Genomic DNA, 21,489 nt, shown 5'->3' on the forward strand with positions numbered 1-21,489 from the left:
TGTGGTATCCCTGTGAAACGTATTTTCTTGTGCGTCAAAATTGGGGTGGCGGCATGGGGGCTGGAAACAAGCACGTATACGTCGGGCGGGTCGGTGCGCTGGCCGTCGCGCTGGGAGTCGGCGGATGGATCGCCGGCCTACCGGTAGCCACAGCCGACACCGGATCCGAGTCACCGGCCTCCTCGGCGCCCGATAACGGGCACACCTCGGTCGGGCACAGCGCCCGCAAGAGCGCACCCGCCAAGGCATCGGCCACGGCCGGCGGCGGGCGCACCACATCGGGATCGGCCAAGCCCGGCGCCGCGGCCGGCACGGTTGTCACCGGAGCCACATCCGCACGTCGCATCCACACCGGCGCCACCGAGAGCACGACGTCTGAGCCCGAGCCGGACGCGGAGCCGGCCGCCGACGCGCAGACACCCGCGGTCGACAGCCCGGTGGCCGAGCCGACTGTGCCCTCGGCTCCGGTGCTCACCGCAGCTGGCCCTCGGGGATCCTTGTCGGCCAAGCCCGGCGCCGCGTCGGATTGGCTGGCCGCGGGCAATGATCCGCTCGCCGCGCTGACGGGTCCGCTGGCGTGGGCGGCGCTGGCGGTTAGCCGACGCGAGACCACAGGTGCAGTGACGGTTGCCCCCGCAGCGGCCACCGTGACCACCAGCCAGCCGGTTGCCTCCGTGGTCGCGGTCGATCCGTTGGCCGCATTCCTCCGCATCTTCGTCGGCGACGGCACTGCCGATCATCCCGACGCCGGCATCCTCTACGGCAACGGCTACAGCTACACCGGCTACGAGGGGGCGTGCCAGAGCGGGCCGTGCAACGGCGGCAGGGCAGGCCTGATTGGCAACGGCGGCAACGGTTTCGCCGGTGGTGCCGGTGGCGCGGCGGTGTTGATCGGCAACGGTGGTGCCGGCGGCCAGGGTGTGGTCGGCATCAACAATGGTGCTGGCGGCGACGGTGGCCGGGGTGGCCTGTTGATGGGCGACGGCGGCCGCGGCGGTGACGGAGTCACGGTGACCTCCGGAGCAGGTGGACGTGGCGGTGACGGCGGTGATGGCGGGTTCATCAAGGGCAACGGCGGCGCAGGCGGCAATGGTGGCGACGGGGTAAGTGCCGGTGGCGCAGGTGGTTCCGGTGGCCGCAGTGCCGTGCTAGTCGGCAACGGTGGGGCCGGGGGAGCTGGGGGAACGGCGAGCAGTGGTCCGGCAAACGACGGCGCCGGTGGTGCCGGGGGCAAGGGTGGGCTGATATCCGGATCGCCTGGCGGTGCCGCGGTGGCGCTGTCGGCGGACGCGGTGACGACGCCGGTCACGACACCGGTGCAGGTGCAAGCGAGTCTCTCGGCGTACATCATCGAGAAGCTGGTGGCGATCTTCGCGTGGGCACTTGTCGATGACACCGGCGAGATCAAGTCCGACATCCTCGACATCGTGCAGGATTCGACGTTCGTCACCTACGTCGCCGAAACGGTCGCGGCCGCCGTCGAACCCGCTCTGGCGGTCATCTCGACGCCGGCAACGGCGCAGCAGGAAGTCGCCAACATCATCGGGAACGCGGTTGCCACCGCGGTGGTGGTGTTATTCAGCGATGACGCGGTTCGGCATTACACCGCGAAGCTGTTGGAGGGCCTGCCCGACGACCTCCTGGATACGTTGAAGGATCTTGTTGAGGGAGATGGCAGCCTCGTCGACATCCTCAAAGCGATCGGCGGTGAAAAGATCGGAAACGAAGTCGGAATTGCTCTGGGTGACAGTGAAGTTCAGATCACTCTCGCCGAGACTGCGGCGACCTTCGTTCGGGTGCTGCTTGGAGCGCAGTCACCCGCTGACGGCGCGATCTCGGTCGACGAGGCCGATGAGTTCGGTTGGACTGTGAATCAGCTGATCGTTCCCTCGCTGACTTCGGCGCTGGGCGGGGGCCCAATCGGGTTGGGTGTTGCTACACAGATCGGCCTCGCGCTGCAGACCTTCCTTACCGCCGACGGTGAGCTCGGTGTCGATGTGGGTAGCGGGTTGAGTGCGGTGGTCAGCGGCGGCCTCGGCGCATTCCTCGCGCAGAACGGAATCGCCGGTGCAGTACAGACCCTCATCAAGGGCCTGATAGATGGAACCACCTCCGCGGTCGCCGACTTCGAGACCAACCCCTCCGTGACGGCTGCGCTGGCACCCACCCTGATCGCCGCATTGGACGCCGCGGGGAACGATCTGTTGGGTAACCCCGATGTCCAACAACTCCTCGGTGCCTCCTTAAGTCAACTGGTGGGAGGGTTGCTGGTCGATCCCGACGTGAAGTCCTACGCCGGCCAGTGGCTTGGTCAACTCGTTGAGACTGAACTCAGCAAGAATCCATCGCTCGCCGGATTGAGCAGCGCAGTCGGCTACGCCGTCGAACAGGCAGTGGACGCGCTGCTGGCCAACGACTCGATAAGCCAATTGGTTGCATCGATAGTCCACACGGGCGTGGTCACCTTCCTCAACCAAGACACTGTCGACGAATTTCTGTCCGTTGCAACACAATTCATCAACTCCGTCGCCGACGGGACGGCAATCGACGTGGCCGCGCAGAATGCCCTGAACCTTTTCTTGGCGGACCCCGGCGTCAGTACCACGATCGCAGCCACCGTCACCGCGGTGCTCGATGAATTGCAAGCGCAGTTGGAGCTATCCGGGGTACAACAAGCCCTCGCTTCCGCCGCGGGTGCCCTGGTCGACGGCCTCCTGCTGTCACCGGAGGTGCCCGACTATGTCTCGCAGCTGGCTGGCCAGTGGGTGTCCGACCAGCTTGGCAACTCCGCGCTGGGCAACGCCATCGGTGCGGCGGTTGATCAGACCATCAATGCGTTGCTTCAGGATTCGGCGTTCGGCCAAGGTCTCAGTGCAGCGGTCAGTGCCGCGGTGAGCGGCCTCTTCGGCACGACGGGAGTGCCGGCCGCCCTGATCGCGACCGCCCAGCAACTCGCCACCGACCTGCTCGACGGAACCGCTACCGACGCAACGATACAGGCGGCACTGACGGCCCTGCTGGGCCAAGTCGCCACTGGTCTCGGCGCGGCCGCCAACGACGCGCTCTCAGCGCTGTTCACCACACCCGGCGTTGTCTCGGCGCTTGCAGTGGTGCCGAGTCTCTTCCTCAGCACCGCGCTGTCAAACGACGGAGTAGCCGCCCTGGCAGCACTGGCCGGCCAATGGGTGACCGACGAACTCGCCGACGTTCCGGGTGCAGCGGCATTCAGCGAGTTCGCGAGCACCACAGTCAGTAACGCCGTGACCGCCCTGCTGGGCAACGCTGATGTTGTCGACGGGTTCGCGGACGTGTTCGACGCAGCCATCTCCGGAGTGCTCGACCACGACGGTGTCGTGGCGGCCCTGGCCGGCGTGGCAGGCGACCTCGTCCAGCAACTGGCCTCCGGCGTCACCCCATCACAGGCTGTGGCCACGGCCGTGTCGGCGTTGGTCGACAGTGACGCCATCCAGGCCGGCGTCGGCGCCGCGGTGAAGGATGCGGTGGCGTCGCTGCTCGGCAACGCCGCCGTGCTGGATGGACTCAGCGCGCAGGTATCCGATGTCGTCTCGGCTCTCGCCGGTAACACGGCGATCCAGGCCTTCGTCGGGAAGCTGGTCGACGACTGGGCCGCAACGGTATTGGGTGGTGGCACTGCTGCGGCAGCATTCGGTGACGTGCTGGGTAGTGCGGTACAGGGCTTGCTCGCCAACACCTCGGCCGTCGATGGCGTCCTGTCGATCGTGGGCTCGGCGTTGTCGACTCTGGTGAACGCCCCAGGGGCCGCCGCCGCGCTCGCCGAGGCGGCCGGACACATCGTGTCGGCGGTGCTCGCCGGTACCGACCCGATGGTTGCCGTGCAGGAGTTGTTGGGCACGAGCGCATTCCAGCAGGCTCTCGGTGCCGCGGCGGGTGCCGCCGTGAACACGTTCCTCACCGCTCAGGGGCTGCTGCCCGCACTGGGCGACTTCATCAACGATGTACTCGCAGGCGCTGCTGCCAAGGACGCTGTCCGCGTCTGGGTCGGCCAGGAGGTGGCCGGCATCGTCAACTCGGCGCTGCACGACATTCCGATCGGTGGAGCCGTTGCTTCGGCAGTCAGCGTTGCGGTGCAGCATCTCCTGGCCGACTCCGCCGCCATCGAGGGCCTGCTCTCGGCGGTCGGCGGGGCCCTGTCGGACTTCGTTGGCACGCAGGGCATTCCAGCGGCCTTGTCGCAGGCAGCCAAAACGGTTGTGACAGCGCTGCTGTCCGGGGCTACGTCAAGTGCGGCGCTGGCCACGGCATGGCAAGGCCTTGTTTCGGATCAGGCCTTTGTCACCGCGGTCAAGAGCGCGGTCGGCAGCGTGGTGTCGGCACTGGTGACCGATACGGGTCTGGTGTCGGCGCTCGCGTCAAGCCTGACTGAGGTGGTGGCGCGCCTGGCGCCCAACCCTGCTGTCCAGGCCTACGTCAACGATCTGCTGGGGCCCACGTACGGACCGGTCGTCGTTGGCCTGCTCGCCACCCCGGACGCGGCGCGCGACCTGGCCGTCGGCCTCGGTTCCCTGCTCAGCGGCGTGCTGGCGCAGACCGGGGTGGCAGGGGCGCTGTCGTCCGCCGCGGTCCTGTTGGTCACCGACCTGTTCGCCGGCAGTGGCATCGATGCGGCGGTGCAGGACGCACTGGCGTCGCTGGAGAACAATCCGGTGATCACCAAGGCGATTTCCGACGTGGCTCCTGAAGCGCTCAAGGCGGTATTGGCCCGGCCCGCTGTGCAGCAGGCGATCAGCACGGCGGTGGGCGACCTGGTGGACGACCTGCTCAAGGGAACAATCCTGAGCAACCCGCTGCTGGATTCGGCATTGGGCGGCGTGGCCAAGGCAGCCGTCGACTCCTTGCTGTCGGATCCGTCCGTGCGCACTCTGCTGAGTCAGCTGGCCTTCGACGCACTCACCGGGACTCCGACGGATCAGCTCGCTGCCACCGTCCTGCAGGCCGTCATCACCACCCCGAACCTGCAGTACGCCTTCGGCTTTGCCATCGGTCGCGGCGTCGGCTCCCTATTCGGCGACAACCCGATCGGCTACTTCGTCGGCAACGTCGTCGGGGTCGGCGCCGCATTCGTGATTGGCCTCACCGCCAGTACCGCGTTGCTGATCGAAAAAGTCGCTGCGCTGTTGACCGGCGGGCCACCCGTCCGCGCGGGCAACAGCCTGCTGCTCATCGAACCGGCGGCGGCCGTGCCTCCGGTGCCGATCCTCGGCGACGGGCGGGGTGCCGAGCTGCGGCAGGCGACGTCGACTGACATTCCGGCATTCCTGATCCAGGTGGCTGTGGCCTGAGCGCACCCCGCCACCTGCTGTTCGGCTACTTGCCATCAGCAAACGGCGGCGGCGCGCCGGTAGCTGTGATATCCCTGAGAGACACATCTTTCTCACGCGTCAAATTCGGGGGGCCGTGGCCATGGGAGTTGGACACAAGAGCGTCTATGTTGGCCGGGTTGGTGCGCTGGCCGTGGCACTGGGGGTCGGCGGGATGATCGCCGGTCTGCCGGTCGCCGCTGCCGACACCGGTTCAGGTGATTCGGGGAGTTCCGGGTCGGTGGCGCACAGCGCCCGCAAGGCCGCGGCCAAGAGCACGCCGGGCAGCGCCTCCTCGGCGTCGGGCAACGGCAAGGGGAGCACCACGGCCAAGCCGGCCGGCGCCGTCAGCGCCGAATCCGGTGCCGCGGCCTCCGCGCGCCGGATTCACCTGGGAGCCACCGACAGCGTCACCCCGGAGCCCAGTCCGGTTGCCGTGAAAGAGATTTCGCCTACCGTCGGTGCCGACGTGCCGGCCACCGAGACCACGGCCCCGGTGCTCACCGCAGCGACCCCGCGGGGGTCCTTGTCGACCACTCCGCGTGGGCCGCTGGACTGGCTGACCGGCGGGGGCGGCGACCCGCTCGGTGCCTTCACCGGGCCGCTGGCCTGGGCCGCACTGGCCGTCAGTCGACGCGAGACCACCAACTCCACCACGGTGGCGCCCGCCGCCGCCATCGTGACCACCGGCCAGCCCGTCGCCTCCCTCACGGTCGTGGACCCGGTGGATGCGTTCATCCGGTTCTTCGTCGGGGACGGCACCGCCGACCATCCCGACGCCGGCATCTTCTTCGGCAACGGCTACTCCTACACCTCCTATGAGGGTGCCTGCCAGAGCGGCCCGTGCAACGGCGGCAAGGGCGGGTTCATCGGCAACGGCGGCAACGGGTTCGCCGGCGGTGACGGTGGCGCAGCCGGCTTCCTCGGCAACGGCGGTAAAGGCGGCGAGGGTGTCGACGGCATCAACGGCGGTGCGGGAGGCGATGGCGGCCGGGGCGGGTTGATCGCCGGCAACGGGGGCGACGGCGGTAACGGCGCGAGTGGCACCGCCCCGGGCGGCAAGGGCGGGGCCGCCGGATTCCTCGGCGCCAAGGGCAAGAACGGCACGCCCGGCTCCGCCGCGGTGGTAGGCGGTGTCGTCGCCCCGGCTACGGCGCTGAACGGCAACACCACCCTGACTCCGACCACGGTGACCGTGGACCCGGGGGACTTCTCCTTCTGGAATGACGTCGTCGCGCCTGCATTGACCGACCTGATCAAGACCGGCATCAACTACGCCGGTCTCAGCCCGTCCACCCAGGCCGCGGCCGATGCCTTCATCCCCGTCGCGGTCCAGTTGTTCGGCGACCATTACTTCAACGACTCGGTCAACGAAGCTCTCTCCACCCTGGCGAGCAATCAGGACTTCCTGAACTACGTGGTGACCAAGGTCGCCAACGTGGTGAACGCGGCCGGGGTGCCCGGCCAGGCCGCCTTCGTGGTCGGGACTGCCGTCGGGGCCCTGGTCCAGACGGTGTTGAGCGACACCAACTTCCAGAACGCCTTCGGCACGTTCTTCCAAAGCCTGACGCTGATTCCCAATGGGTGGGGTCTGGTCGACCTCGCTGCGCACCTGGCGGAGCCGGGCTACACCCTCAACGACCTGATCAGTCAGGATATTGCGCAGAGCGCCGGCGCCTTGGGCACCGATCTGCCGACGTTCCTGGCCGACGGCCGGTTGCAGAGCGCGCTGTCCAGCGGCATCTCGACCGCGGTCAACGTGCTGACCGGGGTCAGCAGCCCGTCATGGGCGGGAAGCCCGTCGACGGCGTTCGTGACATTCCTCGGTGGGGCGCTCGGCCAGTCGGTGACCGCGGCACTTGGTGGCGGCACCGTCGCGACGACGATCGGCACCGCGATCGGCACGTCGCTGACCGGGTTGTTGACCAATCCGGGTGTGGACGGGGCGTTGGCGTCGGTGTTCGGGGGACTGGTCGGCCTCGTCCCGTTCGGAACCGACGTCCGCTGCAGTGGCCTGCTGTGCCAGACCGGTGTGGCCGACGCGCTCGGTACCTTCGCCAGCTCGGTGGCCACCGCGCTGGGTGGCGACGGCAACCCGCAGACGGCCATCGCGACCGCATTGCAGACCTTGTTGGCCGACAACGGCTTCCAGGACGGCGTGGGCACCACGCTCGGCAACGCGGTGTTGTTCTTGCTGAGCTCGGGCGACGTGCGGGGCGCGCTGGGCAGCAGTGTGAGCACCCTGGTCACCCAGCTGGCCGGGAACACCTCGGTGCGGGCCTGGGTCGCGGCGGAGATCCAGCAGAAGCTGGGTTCCGCGCTGGGCGGGGGAGCGCTCGGATCCGCCGTCGGGACCGCGGTAGGCGGCGCGGTGCAGAACCTACTGGCGAATACCGCTGCGGTACAAGGGCTCCTATCGGTTCTCGGTGCGGCGTTGGGGTATGACCAGGTTCCGGTGGTGCTCGCTCACGTGATCGACGCGGTGCTGCCGAAGCTGATCGGAGGGCAGGATCTGCTGGCGGCGCTGACGAGCGCGTGGCCGTCGCTGAAGACCGAGGTGACCGATGTCGTCGGCCCGGTGGTCCACGATGTGGTCCAGACGCTGCTGACCGCACCGGGTCTTCTTTCGGCGCTGGGCAACGTCGTCTCCGACGTGGTGTCCGGGATCGTCGGCGATTCGGCGGTGGCGAACCTGATCGGCGAGCAGGTCGCGGACTTCCTGGCCTCGGCGCTGGGTAGTCAGCCGGGTGGGCAGCAGATCGCCGACGCGGTGGGTAGCGCGGTTGCGGGCCTGCTGGCCAATTCGGTTGTCAGTGACGAACTCGGCGGGTTGACCGGCTCGGTGCTCACGGCATTCCTCGGCCAGACCGGTGTGGTGACGGCCCTGGTGTCGGCGGCGCAGAACGCGGCGGTCGCCCTGGTCAGTGGCACCAGCCCCGGAAGCGTCATCCAGACTGCACTGGCTGCGCTACAAGCGAATTCGGCCATCCGTACTGCGCTGGCCGCGACTGCTGGCAACATTGTGAACTCGGTGGTGACCGATACCGCGCTGATCTCGGCGCTCGGGTCGGCGGCCGCCTCGCTGGTGACGCAGCTGGCAGGTGATCCGCAGGTGCAGGCATTGGTCGGCGGGCTGCTCGGCTCGACTTACGGGCCGGTGATCGTCGGCGTCCTGGCCGATCCGTCGGCCGCTGCCGATCTCGCCGCTGCCGTGGGCGGGGCGCTCAGTACCTTCTTCGGCCAGACCGGGGTGCCGGCCGCGCTGTCGGCTGCGGCCAGCTTGATCGTGGCCACGGTGCTCGACGGTGCTCCGCTGCCCGCGGTGCTTCAGGCGGCGCTGGGCGGGCTGGCGGCCACCCCGGCGATCAAGACGGCCATCGACGCAGTGGTGGCCCAGGTACTCAAGGCGACGCTGGATGTGCCGGCCGTGCAGTACGCCGTCGGTGGGGCCGCCAAGGAGCTGATCAGCAAGGCGCTTCCGTCGGGTTTGGGCCCGGTGGTCGGGCAGGTGACCCAAGGGGCGCTCGACTCGCTGCTCGACAATTCTGCGGCCCAGACCTTGCTGACCAACCTGACCGTCTCGATCGCCAACGGGCTGCCGCCGGCAGACGCGATCAACACGGTGATCAACGCGGTGATCGGCAGCCCGCAGCTGCAGATCGCCTTCGGCATGGCTGTGGGTCAGGGCATCGGGTCGCTGCTGGGGGACAACCCGGTCGGCTTCATCGTCGGCGGTGTGGTCGGGGTGGCCGCGACCGTGCTGATCGGGGCGGCGTCGGGGCTGACGTTGCTGGTCAACGGGCTGCGGAACCTGTTCGGTGGCGCACCCGCGGCCAGCTCCGCTTCGGTGCTCTACGTGATCGAGCCGGTGCCGGCGCCGGCCGAGTTGGACACGGCGGTCACCGCGGTCAGCGGCCTGCCGCGGGCGGCGTCGGTGGACGTCGGTGGCTTTGTCGGCGGACACCGGTTGGTGACGCTGGAGCTGGCGCTGGCAGCTGGTTAGAAAACCTCTAACTGCCGGTCCGCAGGGGCGTGGGATACGGTTCGGGAGATCTTGATCGGACTCGAACCGGGAGGAAGCTCGCATGAGGACCGGCGGCCGGGTGGCTTCGGTGGGCGCGCTGATGTGCGCGGTGGTGCTGGGCGGTGCGCCGGTGGCGCATGCCGAGGGTGACATCCTGTCCGGCACGTACGACGTGATGGGGCCCAACAACAAGCTGGACACCTGGACCATCACCCCGCAGTGCAGCCAGGTCTCGATCGGGTGCGAGTCCGATGTGCATTCCTCGACGATCGACGGGCAGGCGTACTACCGCGGCGGGCACACCTGGGTGATGACGCTGCGCGGCTTGGTGCCGGTGTGCCCGGACAAGAGCACCACCAAGGGCATCATGCAGTTCGTCTGGAATGCCCAGACGCTGGATGGTCAGCTCAACGTGGTGCAGCAGGGCGTGTGCCAGATGACCCGGCCCGGGCAGGAGCAGATCCCGATCACGTTGGTGAAGTCGGGGGGATAGGGGAGTGGCGGACTGCTCGCGTCTCCCCCACGTCTAGCTTCCGGCTAAGCGCGTGTCGAGATAGCGAACTACCGACGGGTTAGCAACGAGGCGTTTGTCGCCGTTAGGCACGTGCAGCTGCCAGTGCGATTTGGAGTGTTCAAGGACGACGGTATGCACTGGGTCTATCCCGATCAACATGCCGCGGGTGAACAATAGGCGTCCGTGTTCGCGAGCCTCGTGCCGGGTTGGAGGACGTGTGGCCGAACATGCGTGGCAAAGCCAGGTGCCGCTGGATGGCTCCTGAACACACCTTTTGCATATGGGTGTGCCGCAGCAATCACAAATAACCATTCCGTCCGCGCAGGCCGGGCAGCATAGCTGTTGGCAGTATCCGCATTGGGCGGCTACGGATCCGAAGTGTCCTTCGCGGTCGATCCCGCCCCAATCGAGAATCTGCCGGGAGATGTGATCGGGGCGACGTGCGTCGGTCTTGCCTGGTGCCAGAGCGGCCTCATATCGCCACTCCTGGCCACCCGAAACAGTGACCTCTTCCGTCACCGAGGCACCGATATCGAGGCAAGTTCTCGGCGCTGGTTGAACCAGATCTTGCAAAGCAATTCGAAGTTGCATTGGTAACGCATCTAGTGCGGGAGCAGTGACGGATTCCTTCGGGTACCAAGCTGTGAGCGCATCGTAGGTGTGGTCGGTGACCACCGCTCCGACGTTCGTTATCTGCCCCAGAGGCCTGATATCGAGTGAAGACGCAGTGGCGTTTGAGACGAGGGACAATCTGATCTGGTTGGGGTCAGTAAAGATTCCGACCGCGTCGACGTCGCCGAGTCCCATTTTGCGCGACAGGAAGGTCGCAGCCAGAGCTCGCTCGGACGCTGAGATCACCCACCACTCAGAACTCTCGAATCGGCAAACGCCTAGCGAAGTCGAACTCGCCATGCTGACGATAGCCGCCTCAACGTCGCCGCTCGCTGCGAACTTGCGAATGGTTGGGCTTGGTTTCCATGCCTTGGTTATCCAGTCCCTTGCTGGCTTGGATTCTTCCCACTCGCTGATCGTTTCCCCTACGTCAGTGCCCTCGATCGTGACTTTGCTGATCCCAGCAGGGGTGATCGCAATGTCGAAACCCGTTGGATCCCAACGTAAGGGCATGGTCGTGGTTGTGGGCGCTCCGAGAGACTGCAGTACTTTCTTTAGCCGGCGGGGGGTGTTGGGTACTGCCTCAGGCCAGCAGGCGAGTGGCGGAAACTGATCCCCTATTGCTGAATACAGATCACCTTCAGCGGAGGGATGGGCATCAGGACTTCGTCCTGACAGCCCTAGCCCAGGTACTGACCAAACTGGACGGAATAGTCGTGTCGAACTAACCAGAAGCCGAGGGCCTGTTCGAGGCGCCTCCGGTTCTGGAGTCACGATGGTGGGAATCACCTGTGACCCCAGCGCACGGCTCGCCGACAGTCTCAGGCGGTACCGGCTGTCGACTTGACTTCGGTCGAAGGCAATCCACCGGACAATCGCTCCGTCGCGGACGGTCGCCAATTCGTACGAACTGCCCCGATCAATTGCGATGACGGTTGCGTCGTTGTCGTCGCCTACGGTAACGGTTGCACCGGCGAGTGCCAGGTCGGCCGGCAGTTTCGCCAACTCATTCAAGGTGAGCGGGGCGAGCCGGCTGCATGCAGGACACAAGTCGTCGATCCGGCACGACCCGCACACAGCGCGTTCGCACATCGCGCAGTCGGCAACCTGGGGATCGCGACCACAATCAGCGCAAGCGCGGTCAGCGCACAAAAGGCACTGATCTGCGGCCACGTCGTGTGCCACGCTAGTACATCTCTTACATGCTGGGTGCCAGCAACCCGGGCAGGTGATCGACGCCTGGTAGCCCGACGCGTCGCAGGCGGCGCAAGCCCACGTTAGGCATGCGTCACAGAGCGCGGCTGTCCCTGCCTCGTAAAAGTGCCCGTCCCGACAGACTCCGAAGTTTGAGTGGCGGGAACCAGTGTGAGACATGATTGGGGCCAACGGGATACCGTCGAACGTCTGGTATGTGTGGGTGGCGGTTCCGTGCCCGCTCCATGTCTCCGTTATCTCAAGACCGCCACGGAGAGCGGCCGTAAACGACCGATCGGTTTTCTCGAGCAGTGCGTGACCTAGCCCAACTGGCAGGGGCGCTACTGTCTTTGCTGCGAACGTGTTTGGGGCCGCTCCGATCGCTTCGAGTGCGGCAGTGTTGGCGGAGACTACTTCCCTCGCAATCGGGAGTTCATCAAGGATTGCGACGTCTTGCACGTTGCGTGCCGACAGGCCGCATTCCGACGGTGAGGGGAAGGCGCCGACCACCTGCAGCACTTCGTCGGTGCGCTTGCCAAGCTTTCCGCCAGGCATCCCGATCGAACAAAGATAGTCATAAGCGCCCAGTTGCTCAGCGGGCGAGGACCGTTCAGGACAAGCAATCCACGACAGAAGCTCTTCTGACTGATGGCGAGCTGTGATCAAGACGGCTTCATTCCTGCGCTGCAAACTCACGTGGAGGCCACCAAGCTCGACGTCGGCGATCGTGGGATCGTCGATGCGCGGAGCGATCCAGGCTATGTCGGCGCTCTCGACAGCGATAACGTCTAGGTCCCCGCTGTCGGTGACGAGAGATCTTTCCTCGACGATGCGGTCTGCCTCAAGATACACGTCAGTGAAATATGAACGGCGAGTGACGAGTACAGCGGGTCGGGGCGGAGGTGTAACGGCACTGCGCAGCCTCTTCAGGAGATCGGCGAGGCCGGATCGACCTTCCGGCACAACGGAGATATCCGGTGCCATGGGAAGATCAGCCAGAGCGCTGCTGTCGATCGACGGGCCGGCGCTAGGAGCGACCGATGTCTCGACGTCGATGCGCTCGATACTATGCAGGCGTACGCGCCCCTCGTTGTGTTCTGGAACACGCACAGTTAGGTCTTGCAGAACCAAGCCGGAGTCTAGGGGCAGCCCGTTCTGGCGGGCAAAGCCGCGCAGGCGGACTCGCTCAGGATCATCAGTGTCATTGTCGTCTACTAGTGCAACTGCCGAAGCATGTTCTCCACGGACAAGTTCGGCACTTCGCTCTCCGACTCGGAGAACGTTGTCTCCGTTCAGCCTCCACGCGATCGAGTATTCGTCATCCAGTTCTGGAGCGCGTTCGGGTGACGCGCAGCAGCGGCACAGCCCTCCGGTCTCGCGCCGGCATTGCCCGCAGCTTAGCTGTCCGCATGCGGCGCATGGAGCAAAGACTGCATCCTCGCCGCATGCCTGGCACAGTACATGGCTGCAAGACTCGCAGCTGGTCGCTTCAGTCTCGTCGACCCAGTGCATTGCGGAGCAGAGGGCGAGAATGCTTATAGCATTTCCAGAGACGTCACTTTCCACGACGACGGGCTCATGAGTGCCCCACTCGTATGTGATGGAGGTTACGTCGCCACTTGGCCCCGCCCAAGTCTCCTCGACCAGCCAGTCGTCTTCGTCGAGGGTGACGGCGAGAATTTTCGCGCGGGCTCGAACATCGGGGCGTCGGCTGAGACGGTTCTCCTCTGAGCGTAAGGCCCGTTGCAGTCGAGCGCGATCTTCCCCGGTCGTGTCGGCGATCTGTGCCTTGTAGCCGCTCACGACGCGCGCGAGCTCTTGGCTCTGTTCCTTCTCGATGGTCTTCGAACGTTCGCGGCGTAGCTTCTCAAGTTGGGCTGTCGCTGCACGTTCGAACTGGGCGATCACCTTCTGGGCCGTACCGAACGAAGGCGGCAGCGACTCGCCGTCTTGGAGTGGGCGTCGAGGCAGCCGACGTTCGTTATGGCCGTTGATGTCTGCAGTGATGAGATGTTCTGTCGTCTCTGCCTCGCCGACAGTAGCGCGGAATGTCGCTTGACCATTCCACGATCCAGAGGGAATAAGGCGCCGACGAACCAGCTGGATGGAGGACGAATGTCGATATGGGCTGGGGCCAATATCGTCGGGGATAACCGGGACGGTGGCATGCATGTCGCCACGGACGCGGAGGAGCCCGAGCAGTTCGTCGAATACCGGCGAGCCGACTGCGCAGAGCTCGGCATCAGGGTGGTGCTCTAGACCAAACCGGTCGAAGGCCAGATGCATCACTGTTCGGCCGCCGAGTTCCTGCTCGAACTCTTCATCGAACTTCGCAGTCAGGAAGGCGCCGTCACCGTCGTCAGTGTCGTGCAGGATCTCGGAGTTAAGGGCGTCGAGAACGCTGCGCACCCAGGTCTGTACACGGCGTTGTCGCATCCGTGCCCGTTCGCTTACCTCAGGTGCGAGCTCGGTGCTGCCAGCCTTAGTGAGCCCCTCGCGATGGTCGAATGCCGTCGCCATCCATCGGCTCATGCCGCTATCGGCGGCAATGAGTTCGGAGGCCTTTTCGCGGGCATGCACCAGCTCGGTGCCAAGCTGGTTGAGGAGGTTCTGCATCTTGGAGTCGTTCTCGGCGAATAGAGCTTCCATGACGCGTGTTTCGAAGCTTGCGGTCTTCGAGTCATCGAGCTCGCCCAGAATCGTGGTGACCTGCCCGAACAACAGCTCAAACATGCGAAGCTTGTGAGCGAGCAGCCCGTAGACGCTCTCGTCAATGGTTCCCTGGGCGTAGAGGTTGGCAACAAAGACCTCATCCTTAGGCTGGGTGAGGCGGTCCACGCGGCCGATGCGCTGCTCAATTCGCATGGGATTCCAGGGAAGGTCATAGTTCAGAACGCAGTTGCAGAACTGTAAGTTCTGACCCTCGGCACCGGCGTCGGTGGAGATCATGATCGGCGCGTCACCGGATTTGAAGGCGGCGATAGTCGCGGCGCGCTCTCCCGCGGACATCGAGCCGTGGAAGGAGCGAGCGTTGAGTCCCTCTAGCTCCATTCGTCGAAGCAATCCCGTTACCGTGTCGGTGTGCTGGGTAAAGATCAGCACTCGGCCGTGCTCCCGCAGCCAGTCGCGGGTGATCTTCAGCGCGGTGTCTTCGCGCGCTGACTCGCTGATGTCCATCGCTCGATGCCCGATCTCGAGCAGAACATCTCGGACCCGAAGATCCGGATGACGCTCGGCCATCCGTAGCGCCGTTGTTCCCATCGCGAATGGGCTTGCGGTGAGACGGAGCGCCAGACTTCGACGGCGCATCGCGTCGCCAGGGTCGCGCATCACCCCGCGCAGCAATTGGGTTGCTAATACATAGAGTTCCTGCTCGCGAGCTCCTAGCTTGATTGGGACATCCACCGCGCGACGCACTACTCGGTCCACGCCGGCCTGGGCGCGAGTGGTGCGGATCATGACGCTGCTGATGAGTCGTCGTAGGGCGGCAGGGTCGTTCGGTGTGCGGGGGTCGTATCCCTTCATGAACTGACGTTTGAAATCGGTAACCGAGTTGAAGGTTCCGGGTCTGAGCAGCTCGACAAGACGGTAAAGCTCGAGTAAGTCGTTCTGTACGGGCGTCGCGGTCAGAAAGAACGCGTAGCGGCACTTCGTCGTCAATGAAGTGATGACATCGCGAGTCTTCCTTGCCCCAGCACCTGCCGCGCGGTGAGCTTCGTCCACGATGACGATGTCCCAGGGCTTCTTGGTGAGCTTCTCAGCATTACTTCGACCTAATGTCAGACTGAGGATCAGTCTGTCCTGCTGCTGGATCTCGGGGCCACGAGCCGCGATGTCGAAGCTCATGTCGAACTTACTGTTCATCTCCTCGCGCCACTGATCGCGCAACGGTGCCGGGCACAAGATGAGCACTCGCTTCGCGAGCCCACGTAGCGCGAGCTCCTTGACCGCTAATCCGGCTTCGATGGTCTTGCCGAGGCCAACTTCATCGGCAAGTACAGCGCGGCCGCGTAACCGAGACAACGCATGCCGCGCAACAGCTTCTTGATGTGGCATCCGATCGACGTTTGACACGTCGACCGCTAGAAGTTCCTCGAAGTCGTCGAGCGTTGCAAGCTCTTCCCCTTGCAGACGCAGTTCCACCAGGGAGAGTTCATCGAATCCCGCGGCTTTCAGTTGCTCAGCCAGGAGTTCACGTGCGGTGCTGAGGAACCCAATTGTGCGGTCACCGCCTGCGCCCCAGTCGTATTCGGTGTCAGCGTGAAACTGGCGGTCGACGGTGGCGCGACGCTTCTTGGCCTTCGCTCCACTCGACTTGGCGATCGGGATAGGGGGTGGTGTAACGATACTGATCTGGCTCGGCGTTCCTGGCGGCAGAAGCTGCAGCCGGTACACGGTATTGACGAGTCGCAGCCGCAGCAGGCCACCGTCTTGACCCCAATCTTGCAAACGTTCGGTGAGCAGTTCACCGCTAAGCTGTCGGCTACGTCCGCTCCACTGTGCCAGAAACGGTTCACTCTCGAGTTCGAGCTCGATGGCTGAACTATGTTCCGGCAGTGCTAGCGCTGCCGACTCCCGCTCAGTAAGCGCGATCAGGCCAGTTTCTAGGATTTGGTGGGTGATTCGCTTCTCGATCATTCTGGCTCCGTCATGCCAAGTGATTGCCAGCCGGCAGATGTCAGGGTGAGGGACTGGTAGGAGGACTGGGATCCTTCGCGGACGGCAGTTCGACGTTCGACGAGGCCTCTCTCGATGAGCTTGCTCACGGCTTCGTCCCAGCGGCGTTCGCTACCGCGGACGTGGCGCAGAGCACCAAACTGAGGGCAGTTCAACACGCCGGCACCAAGCGGACGTCCCTCGCCCAGTGATTCACGCCCAAGAACTGCTGCCTTGAGACTGGCTTCGCCGTACGCGCCGCCACGAAATCGGGACGCCCACGCGATCGCCTGAAGGACAATAAGTTCGACATTGACCAGCAACTCGGGATCGGGCACCATCCGGTCGGGAAGAGCGGACCAAGGTGCCGCCTCGCCGCTGCACACGTCGCACGGTTCGACATCTCTGCTCTTGCAATCCATGACGGTGTCGCCGAAGTGGTTTCCGACTACAGTTCGGCGGCAGTTAGAGTCGTTGGTCGCGTAATCGATCATTGCCTGGAGACGCCGCTTCTGCCACCACTTCCATTTAGCAGACTCACTTTCCAGTGACTGCTGAGGCGCGACGCGCGACAGTACGCGTACGCGACGCAGTCTTTTTGAACTGTAGAACGTAATCAGGCGGTCCAGCGACCAGTTGATGAGCTGCTGCTCGAGCTGGTCCGGGTCGTGGCCGTGTTCGTCCTTCATTTGCTGAAAGTCGAGCTGAACCCGTACGTTCGGCCGAGCTCGGTGCGCCTGGTAGAAGAGCTCACGGAATAGCCGGCGTTCGTCTTCATCGCTGGGATCCTTAAAGCCGACTTCGACTGTTCCCCTCGCCGAGCAGTCCAAACCCTGTTCGATGGCGTGCACGCGTTCCAATTGGGCCAGATGCACGTTGATCTCATCATCGTCGATTCCGAGTTTGTCGGCCATGTCATCGATGTTGAAGACACGGCTGCTGCCACGTTCGGGACACTCCCACAGCGCGGCCAGGAGCTGTTGTGTCATTGCCGCGTCGGCCTTGGTTCCGTGTGCCTCGATGAGCCGACGACGGCGTGCAAGGTCGGAGCTCGTGTACAGCAATACGCATTCACCGGAGATGTCGCGCGCACGAGCGGCTCGACCTGCTTCCTGGGCGTACCCGTCTAGAGAGTCTGGGAGGTCGTAATGGGCGACCCATCCGATATTCGGCTTGTTGATACCCATTCCGAATGCTTTGGTGGCGACGATGATTCGTGTTGTGTCGGAATCGAAGTCTTCCTGAACGGCATCGCGCTGTTCGGGAACCATGCCCGCGTGGTAGGCGCGCGCCGCATGGCCGGCGCGTCGTAGCAGCGAGGCGATCTCCTCCGCGAGCGCGCGTTTGGAGACGTAGATGATCCCCGACTTATCTCCTGCCCACGTCACAAAGCGTAGTAGTTCCCGGGCTCGATCTCGCTCGTCTGAACACCTGATCACCCGGAATCGAAGGTTGGGCCGATCACTTGGCTCGCGGATGGCGATGGGCTCATGCATGTCCAACGCGACCGCGATGTCCGTTTCGACCTCAGGTGTGGCTGTCGCCGTAAGCCCTGCACGTGGCGGACGGGTCTCAAACGACGCGACGGAGGCGGGAACCTGGCGGAACTCCGGCCGAAAGTCATGTCCCCAGACGGAGACGCAGTGAGCCTCGTCAACCACGACGCGATTGAGCTGCTGGCGACCTAGAGCCCCGCGTAAGATTGGATCGCGCGCCAATCGCTCGGGTGATACATACAGAAGCCGCACTTGACCTTTGGCTGTATCGCGCAGAATTTCGATCTGAATCGCCCGCGATGTTGTCCCTGTGATGCCTTGAACAGGTCTGATACCGCGCCGACCACGCAAGTCGTTGACCTGATCTTTGATCAAGGCGATCAAGGGGGACACGACGACGGTAGCCCGAGCCTCGGGGGCGAGTAGCGCGGGAAGTTGGAAGCACAGCGACTTACCGAAGCCGGTCGGTAGCACCGCTACGACATCCCTTCCTTCGATGATCGCTCGCATCACTTCAAGTTGTTTGGGGTGAAGTTTGGTGATCCCAAACAACTTCTCTGCGGCCTCGGTGAGTTTCGCGGTGGGGTCTTCGCCCTCGACGAGTCTGAGGTTCTCAAGAAGTTGGGTGACGTCATCACGGCCGAAGGAGATTGCGGCGGAGAGGTCGGGTGGTGTGCCCGTGACAAACTCGATGGCGCGGGTCCACGCGTCATCCCTGTCGATTGCCTCGTGGATCGTCGGCTCCGGCAGCGATTCGAGGATCACTCGTTGAGCCAGAGTCGGTGAGTGCAGACGACGGTCACACACAAACGCCGCGCCTCTGTCCTTCTCAGAGCGAATGAGTCGACCAAACCCTTGGGTGAAGAGCATGGCCGTCATCGGAAGGACGTACTCACGGAACGGGTCACCGCCGCGCTCCGCTATGGCGCGCTGGCGAGCGGATACCAGGGGGTCATTCGGATGGGGATAGGGCGGCTTCTCAAGGAACAAGTACGAGAGTGTGTCGCCGGGTGCGTCAAAGCCCTCCCAGTACGATTTGAGACCATAAAGCACAGTGCCGGGTTCTGTGCGGAAGCGGTGAGCGATCTGCGAGCGGCCCAATTCACCCTGGACGAGTAACTCGACCCCGCGGTCGGCGAGTTCGGCTGACTTTGTGCGGACACCGTGCGCGACGGCCTCCATACGTTTTCGGGCGGCAAAGAGCGTCAGCGTCTTTCCGCCGGACAACGACAGAAAGCCAGCTTGGTCGGCTGCCATTTCCTCGCAGAACTCACGCTCGTTGATCGGCACGGGTACGGGTAGGTGGTTGGTAAGCACCACGATCGACTGGTTCTGGTAGTCGAACGGGGAGGCGAGACGCAGTGCTCGAAATGCCTCACCGTCGGCGTCGGGACTGATCTGGATACCGAGCCGGGAGGCGAGGTAGTCGAAGTGGCGCTCCACCGTTAGCGTCGCTGAGCAAAGGACGGTGGAGTGGGTGCGATCGACCACCTGTTGCTTGAACTCAGGAAAGACGTGGATGGGCAGACGCTCGAACGTCCATGCTGCTGGATCGTCTTCTTCGGCGGCGAGGCGGTAGACCCAGAGATGACTATCGGGGAGTTCGCCAATCGCGTCCAGAAGAGCGATGGCGTTGTCGAGGCGTTCGGAGAACCCGCGGAGTCGCTGCTTGGCCGAGGAGAGTTTCTTTATCTCCGCCAGTGAACTTCGAAGTCCGGTAACCGCTTTGGCGAGCTGGATAAGCCAATATCGGACGCTCGACGCAGCTTGGCGCAAAGCCCTGAACTCAGGGCGGTTGTTGACCACTCCCGCCTGCAGGACCACGGCGTCGGCTTTACCGGCGTACTCATGGAGATATGTGTCGATTGCCTCGGCCAGTTCCTTACCGGTCGATCGGACTTGGGTAGATGCTGTCGCGATCGACTCCATGGCGTCGCTGACGGCCTGGTCGCCTTTGGTCTTGGTGCGGATGTCTCGCATCAGTCGGGACCGGTTCGCGAGGCTGTTGACAAGAATCTCCAGCTCGAGCGCGTCGACGCGTTCGGTCCAGGCGGCTGTCAACGAATCCTCAAGTGCATGAGCCTCATCGAAGACCAGGTCGGCCCTACCTTCGGCTAGCACATCGCCAGGGGCTCGAGAGCCCTGTTGTTCGAGTTTGATCCAGCTGGCGATCAGTGCGTGATTGACAGATACCACGCCGGGCTTCTTCTCAAGATTCACCAGCTGCTGCATCAATGGACACACATTGGCCCACAGGCAGTTTCGTCGGTCGCACCCTCCCGAGTTCGTACGCAGGCGCACGCGGGTTCTGGCGTAGTGGGCATCGGAGCTACTTATCGCGTAGTCGGTGACGTCATCCCATGTTCCCGACGGCGAGGTTGCCAACGTTCGAACAGCAACAGCCAGAGCCAGTCCGGAAGCGTCCTTGTCGGTCAGGACGCCTTCAAGCTCCCTCGCGCACACATAATTGCCGACTCCCTGGATCTGTCGGAACGGTGCGCGCAGCAGGCCGTCTTCATGGAGCCGGGCGGCGTCTGCGCGTAGTTGGTTCTGAAGCGCTTTTGTCGCGGTTGCCACGAGGACCGGCCGCCCTGCTTGGGACGCGCGGCCGAGGGCAGGCAACAGGTAGGCGAGGGACTTACCGGTTCCGGTTGGCGCTTCGACGGCCAGGCGGCCACCGCGGTCAAAGACCTCTGCGACGCCGCGCGCCATTTCCTCCTGGGCAGGTCGGGGCAGCAGGCCCCGTTGCTGATGCAAGACCGGAAAGTCACCACGTACCGCCGACCACGCGTCAGGCGCTGGCGGGCCGGTGGCCTCGAGTAGCGGATCCGCAGGCCGGTCAAGCGTGGACAGGTCAGGCACTTCGGTCACCGGAGGGAGAAGCATGGCGAGGGCGTGGCCGGTCGTTTCAAGTACGGCGACCGCGAGGCTCCAGCTGGGCTCACTCAGGTCCACGGAGGCGAGCAGTTCTCGCACGACTGCGGCGGTTGCGACGGCATCCGGGAGGGCTCGGTGAGGATTGTCGTGGCTGATGTTGCACGCCATGGCGAGGTCGGCGAGCCCGCGGTTGGGCATCGCGACATCAACTAGTAACGACAGGTGCATGCTGTCGGCGGTGCGAGGGAATCTGACCGCCTCGACGCCGGCACGTTCAGCTGCATTTAGGAGAAATGGAAGATCGAAGTCGAGCAGGTTGTGGCCGATCACGAGGTCAACGTCCTGCAGGTGAGCCTGCAGCACCCGCAGTGCCTGGTCGAATGAGACGATGTCGTCCTTGGCCGGCGTCGGTCGCTCAATACCGTCAGGTATGCCGACTGCGAGGTCGACCAACGTCGTGCCGTCGAGGCGCACGAGGGCAATTTCGGTCACGAAGTCTTTTGTGCGGTTTAGACCGGTGGTTTCCAGGTCGAGCACGGCCACGCGGTCCATTCGGACGCGCTCGGGTCGGGGGCGATACCAATCCGCAGTGTCTGAATCCTCTTCGTCGGGCTCCGCCGCTGCCTCGCGAGCGGTAGTAGTGGCGATGGAGAGGCGGCCATTGGTGGAAACTGCGAATCGATGGGGAAAGCGATCGGGGAGCTGGAGGACCCGTTCGATGGCGAGTACGAATTGGTCTGACCGCAGGCGGTCGCGAAGTTCCATGGCCGTGAGCGG

At 64.4% G+C, this 21,489-nt stretch carries 5 protein-coding genes; 3 read left to right on the forward strand and 2 right to left on the reverse strand.

Annotation, left to right across the window (positions count from 1 at the left end; all coding sequences use genetic code 11):
- Nucleotides 1-53: 53 nt before the first annotated feature.
- The 3 genes from G6N35_RS23910 to G6N35_RS23920 all read left to right on the forward strand — a co-directional run bounded on the left by G6N35_RS23910 (nucleotide 54) and on the right by G6N35_RS23920 (nucleotide 9,856).
- On the forward strand, nucleotides 54-5,321 hold the full coding sequence (locus G6N35_RS23910; RefSeq protein ID WP_163802238.1) for a beta strand repeat-containing protein: 5,268 nt from the start codon (nucleotides 54-56) through the stop codon (nucleotides 5,319-5,321).
- A 121-nt stretch (nucleotides 5,322-5,442) separates the two neighbouring features.
- On the forward strand, nucleotides 5,443-9,342 hold the full coding sequence (locus G6N35_RS23915; protein WP_163806739.1) for a beta strand repeat-containing protein: 3,900 nt from the start codon (nucleotides 5,443-5,445) through the stop codon (nucleotides 9,340-9,342).
- An 82-nt stretch (nucleotides 9,343-9,424) separates the two neighbouring features.
- The gene (locus tag G6N35_RS23920) at nucleotides 9,425-9,856 is read left to right on the forward strand and encodes a hypothetical protein (protein WP_163806742.1); all 432 of its coding nucleotides are present in this window, start codon (nucleotides 9,425-9,427) and stop codon (nucleotides 9,854-9,856) included.
- 33 nt (nucleotides 9,857-9,889) lie between these two features.
- Here the strand turns inward: G6N35_RS23920 and G6N35_RS23925 are convergent, their stop codons facing one another.
- Nucleotides 9,890-16,321 (reverse strand): DEAD/DEAH box helicase, encoded by a 6,432-nt coding sequence (locus G6N35_RS23925; protein WP_163806744.1) that lies wholly within the window; start codon nucleotides 16,319-16,321, stop codon nucleotides 9,890-9,892.
- Nucleotides 16,318-21,264, reverse strand: a complete 4,947-nt coding sequence (locus G6N35_RS23930) for a RecQ family ATP-dependent DNA helicase (protein ID WP_246224699.1) — start codon at nucleotides 21,262-21,264, stop codon at nucleotides 16,318-16,320. Before G6N35_RS23930 ends, G6N35_RS23925 begins: the two co-directional genes overlap by 4 nt.
- Nucleotides 21,265-21,489 lie beyond the last annotated feature (225 nt).

Source organism: Mycolicibacterium anyangense (genome assembly GCF_010731855.1).
GTDB lineage: Bacteria > Actinomycetota > Actinomycetes > Mycobacteriales > Mycobacteriaceae > Mycobacterium > Mycobacterium anyangense.